Source organism: Streptomyces sp. NPDC001770 (assembly GCF_053596135.1).
In genome coordinates this window covers 210602-229113 of record NZ_JBSFFN010000001.1, presented here as the reverse complement: position 1 = coordinate 229113, position 18512 = coordinate 210602, and the positions used below count along the sequence as shown (strand labels likewise).

Sequence of the window (18512 nt, the reverse complement as noted above, 5' to 3'; positions counted from 1 at the left end):
GCGGGCCCCGCCGTTTTGGTGTGCGTGAGCTCCGAGGAGATGTACACATGACCACTGCCGCAAAGCCGGTTCTCGTCGCGGGTGCCACCGGCCGCCAAGGCGGCGCCACCGCCCGCGCCCTGCTCGCGCAAGGAACACCGGTGCGCGCCCTGGTGCGCGACCCGGACACGGCGCGCGCACGGGCCGTCGAAGAACTCGGCGCCGACCTGTTCGTAGGCGATCTCACCGAACCCGCGACCCTGGAGGCGGCCGTGGACGGCGTGCGCGCCGTCTTCTCCGTGCAGATGCCCGCGTACACCGAGCGGGGCTTCGACTTCGCGGGCGAGGTCAGACAGGCGGACAACCTCATGACGACGGCGCGGGCCGCCGGCGTGGAGCAGTTCGTCCAGTCCTCCACCAGCGGCGTGGGGCAGCACGTCGACGCCCCGGGCTGGGCCGAAGGACGGTGGGCGGTGATGGAGGCGCCGCTCGGCACGAAGGCTGCGATCCAGCACCGGCTGCGCGAACTCGACTTCCCCTACTGGACGTTGCTCAAGCCGTCGTTCTTCATGGAGAACTTCGAGCCGTCCATGCGGTTCTACTTCCCCCGCGGCATCGAAGGGGGTCTGGTCACCGTCGTCAGGCCGAGCACACACCTGGCGCTCGTGGCGGCCAAGGACGTAGGCCGAGCCGCGGCGGCGGCCATGTCCGCCCCCGCCGAGTTCCACCGGGTGGAACTGGAGCTCGCCGGCGACTACCTGACCATGACCGAAATCGCCGCAACCCTCTCCCACGCCCTGGGCGTCCCGCTGACAGCCCCGGACATGACCGAGGAGCAGGCCCGCGCTGCCGGAATGGGAGACATGGGCGCCACGCACGAGTTCGTGGATGTCGTCGGCCAGCCCGCCCGCCCACGGTTCGCTCGTGCGCTGGGCATCGACGTGACCAGCTTCGAGGAGTGGGCGCACGAACACCTGCGGGCCTCCGCCTGAGCGGGGAGGTGTGATCCGAACCAAAACGGTTCGGCCACCGGCTTTACTACGAGGACCAGGCTGGTGCGAGCGAGCCAGGGCCGGCCCATCGGGCACCGGACGGTCTCGGTCCGTCGCACGGCCGGGCACGGGGACACCCCTGCCGCCCTGCCCGGCCGAGGGTGGCCGGCGACGCGGCGAGAGGTGGACGGATCATGGCCGGACGCGCGGCATGGCTACGAGCCCTGGGGAAAGCGGCCGACCGGCCGGACGGCGCCGGTCCCGGCGGGTGTCCGGACTGCGGCCGGATGCGCCTCGTCGCCAGGTACCTCGTCGAACCCGGCACTCGCATCGGCTACGTGCTCTTCTGGTGCGACGCCTGCCTCCACGGGATCTCGGTCTCCAGAGTCCGCGCGCCGGAGGGCTTCCCGGCGTGGCCCCTCGATGATCCGGGATCGCTCGACGGCGTACCGGAGTTCACCCGGCACGAGTCCTGACGCGTGGGGGCGGGGAAATGCGCGGGGGCGCCTGGGTGTGCGCATGGCGTGAAAACCTCGTCCCGGCGGACGCTGAACGTCAAGTTGCCGTTACACGCCGTGTGTTGTGAGTAAAGAAACCCGCCGAGCGCCGCTATTCCCCCGGTGGAGATTGCTCCGATCACAGGATGGTCACTAAAGTCAGGGCTCGAACCTTCGCGCGATCAACTACCCATCCGGGTGAAAGCGAAGACGCCGTCGTCTCCGTGACGTGCCGGGAGCCAGGGATTCAGCTCCCAGCACCCCGGCGGGCGGCTCGATGAGAAGGAGCGCGCTCCGTGGCGTCCCACCGCCGTCCCAAACCGCCGAGCCGTGCCCGCGTGACCGTGCTCACCGCCACCGCGGCCGCCGCTGTCGCCCTGACCTCCCAGGCGGCCCACGCCGACCCGAAGCCGACCAAGAGCGAGGTCAAGGCGAAGGTCGACAAGCTCTACTCGGAGGCCGAGAAGGCCAGCGAGAAGTACAACGGGGCCAAGGAGCAGCAGGACAAGCTCAAGAAGGAAGTCGACGCGATCCAGGACAAGGTCGCGCGCGAGCAGGACGAGCTGAACGCCCTGCGCAGCGATCTGGGTTCGCTCGCCACCGCGCAGTACCGCTCCGGCGGCATCGACCCCTCCGTACAGCTCTTCTTCTCCTCGGACCCCGACAGCTTCCTCGACCAGGCCTCGGCGCTGGACAGCCTCACCGCGAAGCAGGCCGAATCGCTGGAGAAGATCCAGGCCAAGCAGCGCACCCTCGCGCAGGAGCGCAAGGAGGCCCAGGACAAGCTCGGTGAACTCGCCGAGGTCCGCGAGGCGCTCGGCAAGAGCAAGAAGGCGTCGCAGGCCAAACTCGCCGCCGCCCAGCACCTGCTGAACACCCTCACCGCGGCCGAACGCGCCCAGCTCGCCCAGCAGGAGCAGCGCGCCAGCCGCGGCGCCGGCGCCCGGGTCGACCTCGGCAACGAGCTGCCCGGGTCCGCTGTCGGATCCGCCGCTCTGTCGGCCGCCGCCACCCGGATCGGGATGCCGTACTCGCACTCCGTCACCACGGGCCCCAACTCGTTCGACTGCTCGGGCCTGACCCAGTGGGCGTACCACCAGGCCGGTGTCGAGATCACCCGCACCACGTACACCCAGTTCAACCAGGGCACCCACGTCTCGCAGAGCGCGCTGAAGCCCGGCGACCTGGTCTTCTTCAACGGCAACTCGCACGTCGGCCTGTACGCCGGTGGCGGCCAGGTGCTGCACGCCCCCTACCCGGGCGCCTACGTCCGTTACGAGTCGATGAGCACCATCGGCAGCTTCTACGGCGCGGTGCGCATCTGATCACTCCGCAGGATCTCCCTCCCTCGCGCCAGGGACGCGGGTCCTCGCGTACGCCCGCGCACACGGAACGCACACGCCGGGGGCGGACATGTGGGGCAGAGGCTGCGGCGTAGGCGCGGTGTGCGGCCTCCTCTCCGCCGCCCTCGCCTGCGTCCTGATCGGCAGGGCCTGGACCACCTGCGACGTCGGCGTGGGCTCGAACGCGAACTCCCTCACGCTGGTCGCCCTCTTCGTCCCGCTCTGGATACTCGGCGCCCTGTGCTGGGTGCTGCCGTACGGGTTGCTGGGACGGAGCTTCCACGGCGGGTGGGCGGTAGCGGCGGGCGCGGCCGCCACCCTCTTCCTGGTCTGGTTCGCGGTCACCTGGCTGGGGATGCCGGACGACTACCCGGCGCCGTACTGCGCGGACGACGTGCCGGGCTGGTGGCCGGCCTGGATACCCGCCTGAGCGCGGTGCGTCAGGCCGTGCGCGCCGGGTACACGGACCACGAGACCAACGGTGGCCCGTCGCAGCCAACTGGACGTGCGAGTCGCCGAGTTGATGCGTGAGTGCTTCAACGCAACCCCATCGCACTTCGACGTGAGGCGAATCGCATGCCCATGGATGACTACACCGGCGGCCAGGCCGAGGGCTCGGACGTCCTGGTCGTGACCACCAACGACGTCCCCGGCTACGAGGTGAAGCAGGTGATCGGCGAGGTGTTCGGCCTCACCGTGCGCTCCCGCAACATCGGCTCCCAGCTGGGCGCCGGCCTGAAGTCCGTGATCGGCGGTGAGCTGAAGGGCCTGACCAAGACCCTGTCGCAGACCCGCAACGAGGCCATGGAGCGCCTCATCGAGGCAACCCGGGCGAGGGGCGCCAACGCCGTGCTCGCGATGCGCTTCGACGTCACGTCGGCCGCGGACATCGGCACCGAGGTCTGCGCCTACGGGACGGCCGCGGTCATCGCCCCGAAGGCCTGACACCCTCCGGGAGCGCGAACGGCGGGACGCGGTAGCCGCGTCCCGCCGTTCGCGGTTCACTCTCCGCGATCCTCGGGCCGCATCCGCCGCACGAGCCGGACCAGTTCGCCCCGGCCGTCCGTCGTGGTGCGGTCGCGGACGAAGCCGAGCCGGTCGAGGACCCGGAACGAGGGCGCGTTCCACGGCCGGGCCGCCGCGCAGATCCGGGTACGGCCGGCGCCGGCCGCCGCGCAGCCCCCGCACGGGCCGTCGGCCGCCCCCGCGTACCGCCAACAGGCCTTCTCGCAGCCCGCGTTCAGCGGAAGCGCTTCACCTCGACGCGCGTTCCCGCAGCAGATTGTCGAAGGCCCCGTCGAACGTGCCGCCGAACGAAACAAACCCTGTCCGCCGTCTTGTCACCCTCTCCCGGGCACCCCTACAGTCCCCCCGGATGGGAGCGCTCCCACGCCCGCCCCGCCACCTTCCCCCACTGCCCGAAGGGACATGATGCGACATCGTGCACGCACCTTCCTGACAGCTCTGACGCTGATGCTGGGTACGACCACCGCGCTGCTCACCGCCACCCCCGCCACCCAGGCGGCCACACAGGCCACCGGTCAGATCTGCGAGCAGTACGGCACCACCACCGTCCAGGGCCGCTACATCGTCCAGAACAACCGCTGGGGCACCAGCGCCACCCAGTGCATCAACGTGGGCGACAGCGGGTTCACCGTCACCCAGGCGGACGGCACCGCCGCCACCAACGGCGCCCCGAAGTCGTACCCGTCGATCTTCCTCGGCTGCCACTACACCGCCTGCTCGCCGGGGACGAACCTGCCGAAGCGGATCGACACCATCGCGGCCGTGCCGACCTCGCTCACGTACGGATACGTCGGCAACGCCACCTACGACGCGGCGTTCGACATCTGGCTGGACCCGCAGCCGAAGACCGACGGGGTCAACAAGACGGAGATCATGATCTGGTTCAACCGGGTCGGCTCCATCCAGCCCATCGGGTCGCCCACCAGCACCGCCACCATCGGCGGCAAGACCTGGGAGATCTGGACCGGGAACAACGGCGGGAACGACGTCATCTCCTTCGTCGCCCCGTCCGCGATCACCAGCTGGTCGTTCGACGTCAAGGACTTCATCGACCGCACGGTCAGCCAGGGCATGGCCGCCAACAGCTGGTACCTGACCAGCGTCCAGGCCGGCTTCGAGCCGTGGATCGGCGGGGCGGGCCTCTCGCTCTCCGCCTTCTCGTCCTCCGTCACCGACGGCCAGGACACCAACGGCAACGGGACCGGTGGCACGACCGAGCCCGGAGGCGGCACGACGACTCCGCCGGCCGGACAGGCCGCCTGCCAGGTCGAGTACACGCCCAACGTGTGGCCGGGCGGGTTCACCACCAATGTCACCGTCAAGAACACCGGCACCACGGCCGTCAACGGCTGGAACCTCGCCTTCACCCTGCCCTCCGGCCAGCAGGTGTCCCAGGCCTGGAACGCCACGGTCAGCCCCAGCAGCGGCGCGGTAACCGCGCACAACACCACGTCCAACGCCGTCATCAGCCCCGGAGGCACCCAGAACTTCGGCTTCCAGGGCACCTACACCGGGACCTACGCGGAGCCTTCGGCCTTCACCCTGGGCGGAGCCGCCTGCACGGTCGTCTGACCGGGGCCGCCGTTCCGCGACAACACGCCCGTGGTGAAGCACCCGTGGTGACCCTGCCGGGAACGCCCGCATCCGGCAGGGTTCCTACGGGGGACCGGTCGCCGAACCCTCGGGTTCTCCGTGCTCCCGCTCGCTCGGCTCAGTGCGACGGGCGCTTCACCGACCTGCGTACGGTGCGCTTCCGGCAGACCATGCGGTACGACACCGCCCGCTACCTCGCCTTCCTCACCTCCGTCTCCGCCTACCGCGTCCTCCCCGAGCGCAGCCTCGCCCGACTACTCGCCGACACGGGCCGCTTGCTGGACTCGCGCGGTGGCGCCATCGACATGCTCCGCATCAACGACCTGGTCCTCGCCCGCGCTGCCTGAGCCATGTCCCTCGGGCCTGCCGAGACCCGGAACCGCCCGGTCGAACGCGCTGTCGCACAATGGCCGTGGCAACGGAATCGGCAGGTCGGCGACGGAGGGGCAGGACTCATGGACCGGAGCGAAGACGGCGGCGGGGACGCTTACGCGGACGGCCTGAGCGAGGACCAGGTACTCGCGACGGCGCTGAAGTGGATGGGCATCCGTTCCAAGCCCGACGGCACCTTGACCGGGCTCAGGGCCAAGCTGATGAAGAAGACCGTGCAGGAGCTCGACCTCGTCGTCGAGCTGCCCTTCGACGACGCGGTGCGGCACGTCACCGGAGTGCTCGAAGAGGCGGGGACGCCGTCCGAGCCCCCCACCCCCGATGGCCGGCGGGCGATTCGCGTGGTCGCGCCCGGCGGTTCCGGCGGGCTGAATCCGGTCGTGGTCACCGCGCTGCTGACCCGGGGCACGGGGCACCGTACGCAGGTCGGGCTCCGGGCCGTGGCGGTGGAGGGGCTGATCAACCAGCGGTCCGCCGAGAAGGCCGCCGCCGGTCTCGCCGAGCTGCTGACCGGGAGCGGGGCCGGGCGCCGGTAGGTCCTCAGGCGCTCGTCAGGACGACCAGCCGCTGCGTCGCCCGGGTCATCGCGACGTAGCGGTCCACGGCGCCCTCGACGCCCGTACCGAAGGACTCCGGCTCGACCAGCACGACGAGGTCGAACTCAAGTCCCTTGGCCAGCTGCGGAGTCAGGGACCGCACCCGGGAGGTCGGACGGAACGCCGGGTCCCCGATGACGCAGGCGGTCCCGTCCGGATGGGCGTCGAGCCACTCGCCGAGGACCGTACGGAGGTCGGCGACGGCCCCGTACGTGACGGGGATACCGCTGCTGCGGATGGAGGTCGGCACGTTGGCATCCGGCAGCGCGGCCCGGACGACCGGTTCGGCTTCGGTCATGATCTCCGCCGGGGTGCGGTAGTTGACGCTCAGCGAGGCCAGTCCGATCCGGTCGAGCCCGACGCGTTCGAGGCGTTCGCGCCAGGACTCGGTGAAACCGTGGCGGGCCTGGGCGCGGTCGCCGACGACGGTGAAGCTGCGGGACGGGCAGCGGAGCAGCAGCATCTGCCATTCCGCGTCGGTGAGTTCCTGTGCCTCGTCGACGACGATGTGGGCGAACGGGCCCGCGAGCAGGTCCGGGTCGCCGCCGGGGAGCGCGGATGCGTCGGTCAGGGCCTCGCGCATGTCCCCGACGCGCAGCATCGTGATGACGCCCTCGCCGTCGTCGTCGGCCTCCAGCAGGGCGTCGACGGTCTGGGCCATCCGCGCGTTCTCGGCCGCGATCAGCACCTCGCCCCGGCGCTTGCGGCGCGCGGCCTCCGGGTCGCCGAGCCGCTGCCGGGCGGCGTCCAGGAACGGCAGGTCGGAGACGGTCCACTCCTGGGCGCTCGCCTCGTCGCGCCGCAGCAGGCGCCGTTCGTCGGCGTCCAGCCAGGGGGCGCACTTGCGCAGGTAGGCGGGTACGGACCAGAGGTCGCCGACCAGGTCGGCGGCGTCCAGCAGCGGCCAGGCGCGGTCGAAGGCCGCGAGCAGCTCGTGGTTCTTCGCCAGGGACGCGGTGAGCCGGTCGGTCGGGGTGTCCTCGTCGTGCTTGTCGACGAGGAGGGTGACGAGCTCCTCCCAGACCTGTTCGCGGGCCTCGTTGTGCGGGGTCCCGGGCTCCGCCGCCGCGAAGGCCGCCGCCCACTCCTGGGCGCTCAGCCGTACGTCGGCCCAGTGGGTGGTGACGGTCATGGCCCGTGCGGGCGGCTCCTCGTAGAACCGGACGGCCGCCCCCACCGCGTCCACCACGAGCTCCCGGGACGCCTTCAGCCGCGCCACCTGCGGGTCCCGCTCCACGGACGCCCGGGCGCCCTCGGCGACGAGGTCACGGAGCACGCAGGTCCGGACGCCCTCCTCCCCGAGGCTGGGCAGGACGTCGGCGACGTAGTCCAGGTACGGGCGGTGCGGGCCGACGAAGAGCACCCCGCCCCGGCGGTGGCCGAGACGGGGGTCGGAGTGGAGGAGGTACGCGGAACGGTGCAGCGCCACGACGGTCTTCCCCGTACCCGGACCGCCGTCCACCACGAGGGCACCGCGCGAACCGGCGCGGATGATGGCGTCCTGGTCGGCCTGGATGGTGGAGAGCACGTCCCGCATCCGGGGCGAGCGGTGGGAGCCGAGGCTCGCGATGAAGGCGGACTGGTCGTCGAGTGCGGCATGCCCGTCGATCCCGTCGGCGGTGAAGACCTCGTCCCAGTAGTCGCTGACCCGGCCGTCGGTCCAGCGGTATCTGCGGCGGCTCGCCAGACCCATCGGGTTGGCGTGGGTGGCCCCGAAGAACGGCTCGGCGGCCGGGGAGCGCCAGTCGAGCAGCAGCCGCCGGCCCGCGCCGTCGGTGAGGCCGAGCCGTCCGACGTACACCGCCTCCGTCCCTGCCTCCGCCTCCGTCCCTGCCTCCGCCTCCGTCCCTGCCTCGCCGACCATCCGCCCGAGGCAGAGGTCGAGGCCGAAGCGGCGCAGGGTGCGCAGGCGGGCGGTGAGGCGGCGGATCTCGGTGTCCCGGTCCATCGCCTGCCGGCCCGCACCACCGGGTGCCCTGCGGGCGGCGTCGAGCTGTGCGGTCAGCTCGGCGATCGACTCCTCCAGGGCCCGCGCGACGGCGGCGAAGTGCTCCTCGTCGCGGGCGATCAGCCGGGGATCGGCCTTGGCGGCGAGGCGGCCGGGGAGAGCGAAGGCGGTGGCGGGAGGGGCCGGTGAGGGCTGGGAGGGCATGCGGGCGGCTCCGGGGTGGGGGCACGACACACGGAATTCCGAGGTCGGCCGCCGATTGTGCGCCAACGAGGGGGCCTTGCCGCAAGGCCCCCCTTGCGCTATATGTTGAAAGTGGAAAGAGGTGGGTACACCCTCTTCCCTCCCCTCCTCCCCCTCCAGCGGTCGCCTCGGGCCTCGCCGGCGCAATGCCGCGCCCACCGCAGGGATGCCTGCCGGAACACCTTCCCGCGGAAATTCTGAGAAATTCTCAGGAAACCCGGATATTCACTCAGGGAATTCTCATATTCATTTCTGTGCATTCCCCTTCCTTTACCTGTGCATCTCCGGGCGGAGTCAACAGGATTGTTGAAGATTTGCTGGACGATGACATAGGTTCGAAAACGCAGAAGCAATGCACCCGCGTAGTCGTCCGGCACACGCGGCAGTTGCAAGCGATCGTTGCACGCGCGGCAGTTCCGGCTGCCGTAAAAGGAGAAATCCGTGAAGCACAGGGCAGTGAAACGCAGGACCGTCGTCGTGGGCCTCGGGTCGGTCGCAGGAGCGGCAGCCGTCGGGGGATTCGCCGCGAACGCCCAGGCGGAAAGCCGCAGCTCCTCGCGGAATACGGGGAATCCGGGAAATTCGGGGGCCCTGATCTTCGACCCGAGCGCGTACACCGAACTGACGACGACCATCACGACCGACGCCGGCGACAGGGAGGTGACCTACCACTTCTGGAAGGCGATCACCTACGTCTCCGCGCCGGTCGACGCCGAGCACCAGAGCCTGGTGGTCAGCGTTCCCGTCAGGATCGACGGCAGGGCCGTCGATGCGACGAACGCGCCGATTCTCTTCTCCAATTCCGTGGGCGGCTATTTCCCCGCGAGCGTGGCCACCGCCGCCGGCGTCGGCGAGGCCGCGATGGAGATGGGCGACCTCGGCGGAATGGGCGGCGGGACGGGCGCTCCCCCGGCCGGGACGGGCACGGGAGCGGGCACCGGCACCCCGGCAACCGGCACCGGCACCGGCACCGGCACCGGCACCGGCACCGCCGAAGCGCCCTCCGGCTCGAACGACATGCCGAACGGCATGGGCCAGATGGTCAGCCTGCCCAAGCTGGGCCTGGCGGCCGGGTACGTCGTCGTGGAGCCGGGCTGCCGGGGCCGTACCCTCACCGACGCGAACGGTACGTACTACGGCACCGCCCCCGCCGCGATCGTGGACCTCAAGGCGGCCGTCCGGTACGTCCGTTCCAACCAGGGCCGCATCCCCGGCGACACCCGCCGCATCGTTTCCACCGGCACCAGTGCGGGCGGCGCGCTCTCGGCGCTCCTCGGCGCTTCCGGGGACAGCTCGCTCTACACCCCGTACCTCACGGAGTTGGGCGCGGCCGAGGCGAGCGACGCGGTCTTCGCCAGCGGCGACTGGTGCCCGATCACCGACCTGGAGCACGCCGACGGCGCGTACGAGTGGAACTGGGGCACCAACACCCCGCAGAGCGGCACGCTCGACCAGCCCGTGTCCAAGGAGCTGCGGGCCCAGTTCGCCGAATACCAGGCCTCCTTGCGTCTGAAGGGCCTGCACGGGTTCGGCCCGCTCACCGCGCGCAACTACGACGCGTACCTGCTGGAGACCTACGTCCGGCCCGCCGCGACCACCTACCTCAAGGGCCTTGCCGAGGCGGACCGTTCGGCGTACCTGTCGGCCAACCCCTTCATCACGTGGAAGAACGGCCGGGCGGCCTTCACCTGGGCGGACTACCTCACCCACGTGGGAGCGCGGAAGAAGACAGCCCCGGCCTTCGACACGTTCGACCTGTCCGGCGGCGAGAACAACGAGTTCGGCACCGGTACGACCGGGGCCCGCCACTTCACCGCGTACGGGCAGCGCCACGACACCACCGGGCTCACCGCCGGCCGGGTGGACAGCGACATCCCGGCCCTGCTGGACCTGATGAACCCGATGTACCACCTGGCGCGCCACAACCCCGGCCGTTCCAAGCACTGGTGGATACGCGTGGGCACCAAGGACACCGACACCGCGCTGACCGTCGTCGGCAACCTCGCCGCGACCCTGCACGGCCTCGGCGACGACGTGAACTCGCTGATGTACTGGGACCAGGGGCACGGCTCCAACACCGATGCCGCCGACTTCATCACCTGGGTCGCCCGGGTGACCGGCCACCGGAAGTAACCACGGCACGACGGTCCCCCGGGCGGGCTGCCCGGGGGACCGTCGTGTGGGCGCGTACCGCCCCGCCCTCCCCCTGACCGGTCGGGCGGTCCGGTACGGCGGGCCGGTCAGACCGGCCGGTACTGCCCCGGATCGGCACCTGCCGCGACCAGGTCGGCGACCTGCTCGCAGGTGACGAACTCGACGCCGCGCGAGGCGACTTCGTCGAGCCAGTGTTCCAGGGCGAGGAGGCGGTGGCCGCGGCCGATGACCTCGGGGTGCATGGTCACCGTGAGGACGCCGTCCTTGAAGTCCCGCACCATGTAGTCGAGATCGGCGGTCCAGCTCGCGAACATCTCGCGCGGGTCGCGGAGTCCGGGCATCAGGCCGGACGGGGTCCGCAGGAACTCCAGGTACGGGAAGTCGTCCAGGGACCAGGCGACCGGGATCTCCAGCAGTCCGGTGGGCTCGCCCCGGCGGACGCCGGAGTCGTGCGGGACGTCCGGGGTGCGACAGGGGTACGGGGCGTAGTCGTGGCCCATCAGACTGCTGTCGTAGCGCAGCCCGTGTTCCACGAGGAGCTCGACGGAGGCGTCGGACAGGTCCCAGGCGGGTGCCCGGAAGCCGCGCGGCAGGATGCCGGTGACCTCCTGCAGGGCGTCCAACGACCGCTTGAGCACGGCGCGTTCGGCGTCGGGGTCCAGTGCGGCGACGTTCTCGTGGGCGTGCCCGTGCACCGCCACCTCGTGGCCCCGGCCGATGAGCTCACGGGTCAGCTCGGGGTACGTGAGGGCGGTGTGCCCGGGCACGAACCAGGTCGCGCGGATGTTCCGGGACTCCAGGATGTGCAGCAGCCGGGGTACGGCGACGGCGGCGAACTCGCCCCGGGAGAGCGGGGTCGCGGTCAGCATGCCCCGCGCCATCCACGAGGAGATCGCGTCGAAGTCGAAGGTGACGCAGACGTATCCGCGCCGCGGGGACCGGGAGACCGGCGAGGTGTGCGAAGTCATGGGTGTCTTTCGTCCGTTCAGCTCAGCGGCAGTGCGGCGTTGCCGGTGCCCGCACCGCCGTCCACGGAGAGCGAGGCGCCGGTCATCCACGAGGCGTCGGGTCCGCAGAGGAAGGCGACCGCTCCGGCGATGTCCTCGGGGACACCCGCGCGGGGCCAGGGCTGTCCGCCGCGGATCTTGCGGACGTACTCCTCGCCGAGCGGGTTCACCTCGCTGTCGACCTCGATGAAGCCCGGAGAGACGGCGTTGACGTGGATGCTGTGCTCGGCGAGCTCCAGGGCGAACGCCTTGGTGAGCATGTCCAGGCCGGCCTTGGAGGTGCAGTAGTGCGCGGCACCGCGGCGGGCGCGGGCGGAGGCGCCGGAGCTGATGTTGACGATGTGGCCGCCGTGGCCGGCGTCCACCAGGCGCCGGGCGAAGGCCCGCGAGAGGGAGAAGACCGCGGACAGGTTGACGTCCATGACCGTGTCCCACTGGTCGTCGCGCATCTCCAGGAGCGGTGCGCTCGGATAGAGGCCGGCCGCGTTGACCAGGATGTCCAGGCCGCCGAACACCTGCCGGGCGCGGTCCACGAAGTCAGGCAGCGAGGCGCGGTCGGTGAGGTCGACCTCCATCGCGGCGAAGTGGCCGGCGCTCTCGGCGACGAGCGGGGCGAGGCGGTCGGCACGGAGATCCGCGAGGATCACCTTGACGCCGTCCTCGCTCAGCCGCCGCGCGACGGCCGCCCCGATGCCTCCGGCCGCTCCGGTGACCAGCGCGATCCTGGGCTCGTTCCGCGCGGGGGTGCTCTCGGGGGTGCTCACAGTTCTCCTTCTGTCCCACGCACCGTGTCGTGGGTCGTGTCGTCGTGGGCCGTGTCGTCGTGGGTGCCGTCGTAGTGGGCCGTGTCGTCGTGGGTGCCGTCGTAGTGGGTCAGGCCGTCGAATCCGGCCCGCAGGTCGCCGTACCGGTCGGCGGCGGACCGCTCGTCCGGCTCTGCGGCGGGGTCGGCCGCCGCCGTGCGCCGCGCGCGCCGGGCGAGGGTGTCGTGCGCCCCGGCGGCGCCGTCGGCCAGCAGGTCGATGACGCACCAGGCCATCAGCACGGCCGGTTCCAGGGCGGCGAGTACGTGGTCGGTGACCAGGTAGTCGACGCTGTGCGCGTCACCGGTGGCTCCCCCGGTGAAGGGGTGCAGCACCGGCATGACCGCGCCGAGGTCCCCCATGTCGGTGGAGGCGCCGAGGTGCCGGCCGGGGAGCACCGCGTCCGGGCCGAAGAGTGCGGTGCCGTTGGCCCTGGCCAGCTCGACGAGGACCGGATCCTGTTGGTGCGGAAGGTAGTTGAGGGTGGTCTCCACGCTCGCTCGGGCGCCCAGCGCCACCGCGCCCGCCCGGGCGGCCCGGTCGACGACGGCGCAGGCGCCGCGCAGGGCGTCCGGGGTGCGGGCCCGGATCACCACTTCGAGTTCGGCGCGGTCCGGTACGGCGGTGGGCGCGTCGCCCCCGTGCGGCATCACGGCGTTGACGCGTACCGCGTCCTCATCGCGGAAGGTGTCCCGCTGGGCGTCGATCGCGCCGATCGCCAGCATCGCCGCCTTCAGCGCGTTCACCCCGTGCCACGGGGACGAACCGGCGTGGCTGGACCGGCCGGTGAAGACGATCCGCTTCACCACCGACCCGTTGTGGCTGTCCCCGACGCTGAGCCGGGCGGGCTGCCCCGACGTGTGGACGAGCATCGCCATGTCCACATCGTCGAAGGCACCCCGCGCCAGCAGGTCGGCCTTGCCGACCAGGTGGGTCAGTTCACCGGCCCGTACCCGTTCTCGCCGCCACTCCAGTTCGACGCTCTCCTCGGCCGGTACGGCGAGGAACGCCACGTCCCCGTCGAGGTGCTGCCGTACGGCGGCCAGGCCGACCGCGGCGCCGATCATCGACGCCACCTGGGCGTGGTGGCCGCAGGCGTGCGCCGCCCCGGTCTCCGGGTCGGCCAGCGGGTGCCGGGGCAGCACCAGGGCGTCCAGCTCGCCGAGCACGGCGACCGTGGGGCCCTGCGCGCGCCCGGACATCCGCGCCTTCACCCCGGTGAGGGAGAGGCCGCTCTCGAAGGGGAGCCCCAGCTCCATGAACCACCCGGCCACCGTCGCGGCGGCCCGGTGCTCGCGGAACCCGGTCTCCGGGTGGCGCTGGAGGTCCTCGCTGAGGTCCAGGAGGCGCTCCCGGTACCCCTCGATCGCCGCCCGCGCCCGCTCCTTGAGCCGCGCGATGGGCACGGGACCGGGGCCGGAACCTGTGCCGCTTCCGGGTACGGGGGCCGTCACGCGGCGCTCACCGCGACGGGCTCCGGGGCGGACTCGGACTCCGACAGGTCCAGGTGGCGGCCGAGGCCGGCCCGGAACGCCTCCGGGGTCTGCGGGGTGACCAGTGCGCCGACGATCGCCAGGACACAGCCCGTACCGAGGAAGGAGAAGGCCACACCGTACGAGAAGTGCTCCGCGAGGAAGCCCATCACGAACGGCGAGATCGCACCGGCGAGCTGGCCGCCGAAGTTCACCATGCCGCCGCCGACACCCGCGTACTCCGGGGGCAGCATGCGCAGCGGCAGGCCGAAGATCTGCATGTACGCCAGGTACATCACGAGGGTCGCGCAGGTCTCCCAGGCGATGAACTCGCCCGCCGACCCGGCGCGCACCATCATCACCAGCAGGCCGCCGAGGACCACCATGACGGGGACGACCACGCGCCGGTGGTTGCCCTTGAGGAAGCGGTCGAAGAGATAGCCGCCGATCATCATGCTGACCGCCGCGGCGACCCACGGGACGCCGGAGAGCAGGCCCACGCCGGTGAGCGAGACGTTCTTGTTCTCGCGGAGGTAGGACGGCACCCAGGACACCAGGCCCCAGCCGATGATGTTGAACCCGCACATCATCAGGGCGAAGCGCCACATCATCGAGGACTTCAGCAGGCCCATCGCCTGGCGCAGCGACACCTGGGCGACCGGCTCGGGGGCCGTCTCGCGCCCGGTCGCGGCGGCGAGCTCCTCGGTGGTCAGCGGCTTCGGCATGCCCTTCCACAGCGCGAGGACGATGAGCAGGCCGAGCACGGACACCGACCAGAACGCCCCGCGCCAGCCGAAGGCCACGATGAGCGGCGCGGCGACGATCGGGGCGATCGCGGAACCCAGCGGGTTGGACGCGGACATGATGCCGTTCGCGGTCAGCCGCTGCGCGGGGGTGGTGCGCTCGCTCAGCGCCTTCATGGAGGCGGCCGGGTACATGCCCTGGAAGATGCCGAAGACCGCGCGGATCACGATCATGGTCGTCAGGCCGATGGCGATCCCGCTCGCGGCGGTGAAGACCGTCCAGCCGCCGGCCGCGATCAGCATCGCGCGGCGGGCACCCTTGGTGTCGGCGAGGATGCCGCCGGGGATCTGCATCGCCGCGTAGGTGATGAAGAAGGCGGTGAGGATCAGGCCCTGCATCGTGGTGCCGAGGCCGAACTCGTCGCCGATGTCGGGCAGGGCAAGGGTGATCACAAGCCGGTCGATGTAATCGATCAGCCAGGTCATGAAAAGCACGGCGACGGCGGCCGTGGCCACTCGCTTGGCTGAGCGTACCCGGGAGCTCTTGCCCTCTGTCATCTTCCACCTCCACGCAGATACCGGTCGGTCACGACCCGGAACCTGTCGTCGGATCGTGGTCAGCAGTGTGCAAACTGGACGTACTCCCACGGTTTGTGGACGGCGAAGAGGTTTTCGGCGTTTTCTCGTGCTCCGCGACAAACGCGTTCGGACCGAGGGCGAAGAGCTGTACGGCCGCGTTCAGCCGCTCGTAGGGATCGCCCAGGTCGAGCCCGGTCAGCTCACGTATCCGCCCCATCCGGTAACGCAGGGTGTTCGCGTGGACGTTCAGCTCCCGGGAGGCCGCGGCGGTGTCCCCGAAGGCGTCCAGATAGGCCGCCAGGGTCTCCGTGTACGCGGTGCCGCGCCGCAGATCGTGCGCGCGCAGCCGGTGCACCGGCCCGTCCTGGAGCCGCCGGTCCGCGGTGACGGCCTCGCCCAGCACCAGCAGGTTGGCGGTGCCGCGCACGTCCTCCAGGCAGGCGCTGCGGACCTCACCGCGCCGGGCCAGGGCGCGTACCACCAGCTCCGCCTCCGTCCGGCTGGCGGGCAGCTCCCCCAGGTGCGGTGCGCGGAGGCCGATGCCGGTACGCGGCCGGGCGCCGACCGCGTCGGCCACCGCGGCGCCGATCGCGTCCGCGGCCCGCCGTGTCCCGTCCGGGTCGACCGGGCCCACCAGGGCGACGACGACCCGGGAGGGGCCGGTGGTGGCCAGCGCGCGCCACCGGTAGCCGGCGAGGCGGCGCAGCACCTCCTCCTTGGCCCGGTACAGGTCGGCGGCGCCGAGCCCGGGGCCGTGCGCCGACAGGTCCGCGATCAGCACGGTGACCGGCGTCCCCGGGTCGACGGCCAGGTGGGAGGCGGCGAGGCGCGGATCGACGTCGCCGAGCAGGGCCCGGCCGAGGAGCTCCTCGTCCAGCCGCCGCCGGGCGACCTCCTCCTGGTCGAGGCCGAGCAGTACGCTCACCGCGACCGTCGCGGCGTCCGCGAGCAGCACGGCGGCGTTCGCGGCGAGCGGTTCGCCGCCCTCGGCCACCCAGATCGAGCCGAGGTTCTCCGTACCGGCGCGCACCGCCGCCGCGAGCCGGCGCCCCGCGCCGAACTCGGGGACCGCCGCCACGTCGACCACCTCGGGGCCGGACCACAGCCGCCGGTAGACGCCGAGTTCGACGAGGCGCGCCCGGTACCCGACCGGCCCGTGCTGGTCGAGCACGGCGGCCCGGCGCATCTCGTCGTCGCCGGGGCCGAGGCGGGAGGCGGCGAGCAGTTCCTGGCCGGGGGTGAAGATCATCACCGAGCCGTTGACCAGGCGGGCGAGGGAGTTGGCAAGGCTCACCAGGTCGTGCCGGCGCCCGAACATCGCCGCGCGCCGCGTCCCGGGCCCCACCCGTACGGCCAGCAGGGCACGCAGCCGCCCGATCAGGTCGGTCCAGTCCTGGTCGGGCGCGAGCGCCAGGACCGCCACCCCGTGCTCCGTACCGAGCGCGCTCGCCTCGCGCAGCGCGCGGTCCCCGCCGTCCTTGACGATCACGGCCCCCGCCCCGGCCCCGGCCGCCGCCCGGATCAGCCCACCGGGCTCGCCCCCGGCCCCGATGCCGAGCAGGAGCGTGCTGGGCGGTGTCGGGGCGGACCGTTCCGCGTCGGCCGGTTCCGGCGCGGCTCGGGCGGGGTCCGGGCCCGGCGCGCCCTCGTGGACGGCGAGCGTACGGACGGGCACGCCCAGGCCGTGCGGGGCGGCCCAGACGGCGACGGTGCCGGGCCCCAGGCAGTCCACGACGGTGGCCAGGGTCACCGGGGTGTCGGCGGCGGGCTGCGGGGTGGCGTCGGCCCGCCCCGGTGCACCGGCCGGCCCGGGGTCGCCCACGTGCTCCGGGTTGTGGTCGGGCACCGTGGATCAGCTCCAAAACTTGGCGGGTCACACAAACTTTCGCATGTCGGGGCAGAGCAATCATGCAGAGGCGTATCCCCACGGAAGCCGCGCCAAAGGAGTCCCGCCGTGCCCGCATCCCAAGTCCTCGACCCGCGTGACCTGTTGCGCCGCCTCACCGAAGACACCGACGCGATGGTCACGGATCTGGAACGGCTCGTACGGGCCGAGTCCCCCTCCTCCGACGGCGACGCCCTCGGCGCGTGCCGGGACGTACTGGCCGACATCGGCACCCGCCTCCTCGGCACCGCCCCCACGGTGCTGCCGCACGACCCCGGCAACGGCCGCCCCGGCGGGCTCCTCTGGCGCCTCGGCCCGGCCGGCGTACGTCCCGTCCTGCTGGTCGGCCACTTCGACACCGTCTTCCCCAAGGGCACGCTGAAGCAGCGGCCGTTCCTCGTCGACGGCACCCGGGCGACCGGCCCCGGCGTCTTCGACATGAAGGGCGGCCTGATCCAGGGCCTGTACGGGCTGGCCCGGCTGCGCGAGCTGACCGGCGAGGACCCCGCCGTCGCGTTCCTGATCACCGCCGACGAGGAGATCGGCTCCCCGGCGGGCGGCCGGGTCGTCACCGAGTGGGCGCGGAAGTCCCGCGCGGCGCTGGTCCTGGAGGGCGCGGCGGACGGCGGCGGCCTGAAGCACGCCCGCAAGGGCTGGTCGTTCTACGACATCCGCGTCAAGGGCGTCGCCGCCCACGCCGGCCTGGAGCCCGGCAAGGGCTCCAACGCCCTGACCGACCTGGCCAGGATCATCGTCGCGCTGGAATCCCTCGCCGCGTACGACGAGCGGGTCACCGTCACCCCGACGGTGGCGAGCGCGGGCACCACTCAGAACACCGTCCCCGACCGCGCCCACGTCACGGTCGACGTCCGCGTCCCCGACGTCCAGGCGCAGAAGGACATCGACGCCGAACTCCACCGCATCGTCGCCGACGTGGCACGGCTCCCGTACGAGATCACCGGCGGCCCCAACCGCCCGCCCCTCGAAGAGTCCGCCGCGACGGAGCTGCTGGAGACGGCCCGAACCGCGCTGGCCGGCCTCGGCCTGGAATGGCCCGGCTCGGCCGCGGTGGGCGGCATCTCCGACGGCAACCTCTGCGCCGCGGCCGGCACCCCCACCCTGGACGGCCTCGGCGCGGTGGGCGGAGGCCCGCACGCCGACCACGAGTGGACCGACGTGACCCGCATGCCGGAACGCGCGGCGCTGCTGGCGCGGATGGTGGCGCTGCTGCAGGAGGGGTGAGACCGGGGGCGAGCCGGCCG

General features: G+C 72.0%; 16 protein-coding genes. 10 read left to right on the top strand and 6 right to left on the bottom strand.

The genetic code is table 11. The features are described 5' to 3' along the window. Window positions 1-47 precede the first annotated feature (47 nt). From ACWCSV_RS00975 to ACWCSV_RS00940, 8 genes are all read left to right on the top strand, one after another. Window positions 48-971 carry an NmrA family NAD(P)-binding protein gene (locus tag ACWCSV_RS00975; RefSeq protein ID WP_451137755.1) on the top strand — a complete coding sequence of 308 codons (924 nt, stop codon included), beginning with the start codon at window positions 48-50 and terminating at the stop codon, window positions 969-971. Window positions 972-1165: 194 nt separating this feature from the next. Then, the gene (locus ACWCSV_RS00970) at window positions 1166-1447 is read left to right on the top strand and encodes a hypothetical protein (protein ID WP_451137754.1); all 282 of its coding nucleotides are present in this window, start codon (window positions 1166-1168) and stop codon (window positions 1445-1447) included. Window positions 1448-1764: 317 nt separating this feature from the next. Next, a complete protein-coding gene (locus ACWCSV_RS00965) occupies window positions 1765-2793 on the top strand; it encodes an NlpC/P60 family protein (RefSeq protein ID WP_451137753.1) in 1029 nt (342 codons plus the stop codon). 88 nt (window positions 2794-2881) lie between these two features. Further along, window positions 2882-3241 (top strand): hypothetical protein, encoded by a 360-nt coding sequence (locus ACWCSV_RS00960; RefSeq protein ID WP_451137752.1) that lies wholly within the window; start codon window positions 2882-2884, stop codon window positions 3239-3241. A 146-nt stretch (window positions 3242-3387) separates the two neighbouring features. Continuing rightward, complete coding sequence (locus ACWCSV_RS00955) at window positions 3388-3756, top strand: YbjQ family protein (RefSeq protein WP_451137751.1); 369 nt, start codon at window positions 3388-3390, stop codon at window positions 3754-3756. 486 nt (window positions 3757-4242) lie between these two features. Then, complete coding sequence (locus ACWCSV_RS00950) at window positions 4243-5409, top strand: GH12 family glycosyl hydrolase domain-containing protein (RefSeq protein WP_451137750.1); 1167 nt, start codon at window positions 4243-4245, stop codon at window positions 5407-5409. A gap of 191 nt (window positions 5410-5600) precedes the next feature. Continuing rightward, complete coding sequence (locus ACWCSV_RS00945; protein ID WP_451137749.1) at window positions 5601-5777, top strand: hypothetical protein; 177 nt, start codon at window positions 5601-5603, stop codon at window positions 5775-5777. Window positions 5778-5885: 108 nt separating this feature from the next. Beyond that, window positions 5886-6356, top strand: a complete 471-nt coding sequence (locus ACWCSV_RS00940; protein ID WP_451137748.1) for a hypothetical protein — start codon at window positions 5886-5888, stop codon at window positions 6354-6356. A 4-nt stretch (window positions 6357-6360) separates the two neighbouring features. Here ACWCSV_RS00940 and helR read toward each other — a convergent pair whose 3' ends face one another. Then, complete coding sequence (helR, locus tag ACWCSV_RS00935; RefSeq protein ID WP_451137747.1) at window positions 6361-8568, bottom strand: RNA polymerase recycling motor ATPase HelR; 2208 nt, start codon at window positions 8566-8568, stop codon at window positions 6361-6363. A 480-nt stretch (window positions 8569-9048) separates the two neighbouring features. Between helR and ACWCSV_RS00930 the strand changes: the two genes are divergently transcribed. Continuing rightward, a complete protein-coding gene (locus ACWCSV_RS00930; protein WP_451137746.1) occupies window positions 9049-10740 on the top strand; it encodes a subtype B tannase in 1692 nt (563 codons plus the stop codon). A gap of 107 nt (window positions 10741-10847) precedes the next feature. Here the strand turns inward: ACWCSV_RS00930 and ACWCSV_RS00925 are convergent, their stop codons facing one another. Genes ACWCSV_RS00925 through ACWCSV_RS00905 form a run of 5 tightly spaced genes read right to left on the bottom strand, consistent with a single transcriptional unit; the run spans window position 10848 to window position 17211 of the window. Next, on the bottom strand, window positions 10848-11729 hold the full coding sequence (locus tag ACWCSV_RS00925) for a polysaccharide deacetylase family protein (RefSeq protein ID WP_451137745.1): 882 nt from the start codon (window positions 11727-11729) through the stop codon (window positions 10848-10850). A gap of 17 nt (window positions 11730-11746) precedes the next feature. Then, the gene (locus tag ACWCSV_RS00920) at window positions 11747-12532 is read right to left on the bottom strand and encodes an SDR family NAD(P)-dependent oxidoreductase (RefSeq protein WP_451137744.1); all 786 of its coding nucleotides are present in this window, start codon (window positions 12530-12532) and stop codon (window positions 11747-11749) included. After that, window positions 12529-13977, bottom strand: a complete 1449-nt coding sequence (locus tag ACWCSV_RS00915; protein ID WP_451137743.1) for an amidohydrolase — start codon at window positions 13975-13977, stop codon at window positions 12529-12531. The genes ACWCSV_RS00920 and ACWCSV_RS00915 overlap by 4 nt, the downstream gene beginning before the upstream one ends. 44 nt (window positions 13978-14021) lie before the next feature. Further along, a complete protein-coding gene (locus ACWCSV_RS00910; RefSeq protein ID WP_451137742.1) occupies window positions 14022-15344 on the bottom strand; it encodes an MFS transporter in 1323 nt (440 codons plus the stop codon). A 28-nt stretch (window positions 15345-15372) separates the two neighbouring features. After that, on the bottom strand, window positions 15373-17211 hold the full coding sequence (locus ACWCSV_RS00905) for a PucR family transcriptional regulator (RefSeq protein WP_451137741.1): 1839 nt from the start codon (window positions 17209-17211) through the stop codon (window positions 15373-15375). Window positions 17212-17319: 108 nt separating this feature from the next. Between ACWCSV_RS00905 and ACWCSV_RS00900 the strand changes: the two genes are divergently transcribed. Next, window positions 17320-18492 carry a M20 family metallopeptidase gene (locus ACWCSV_RS00900; protein ID WP_451137740.1) on the top strand — a complete coding sequence of 391 codons (1173 nt, stop codon included), beginning with the start codon at window positions 17320-17322 and terminating at the stop codon, window positions 18490-18492. Window positions 18493-18512 lie beyond the last annotated feature (20 nt).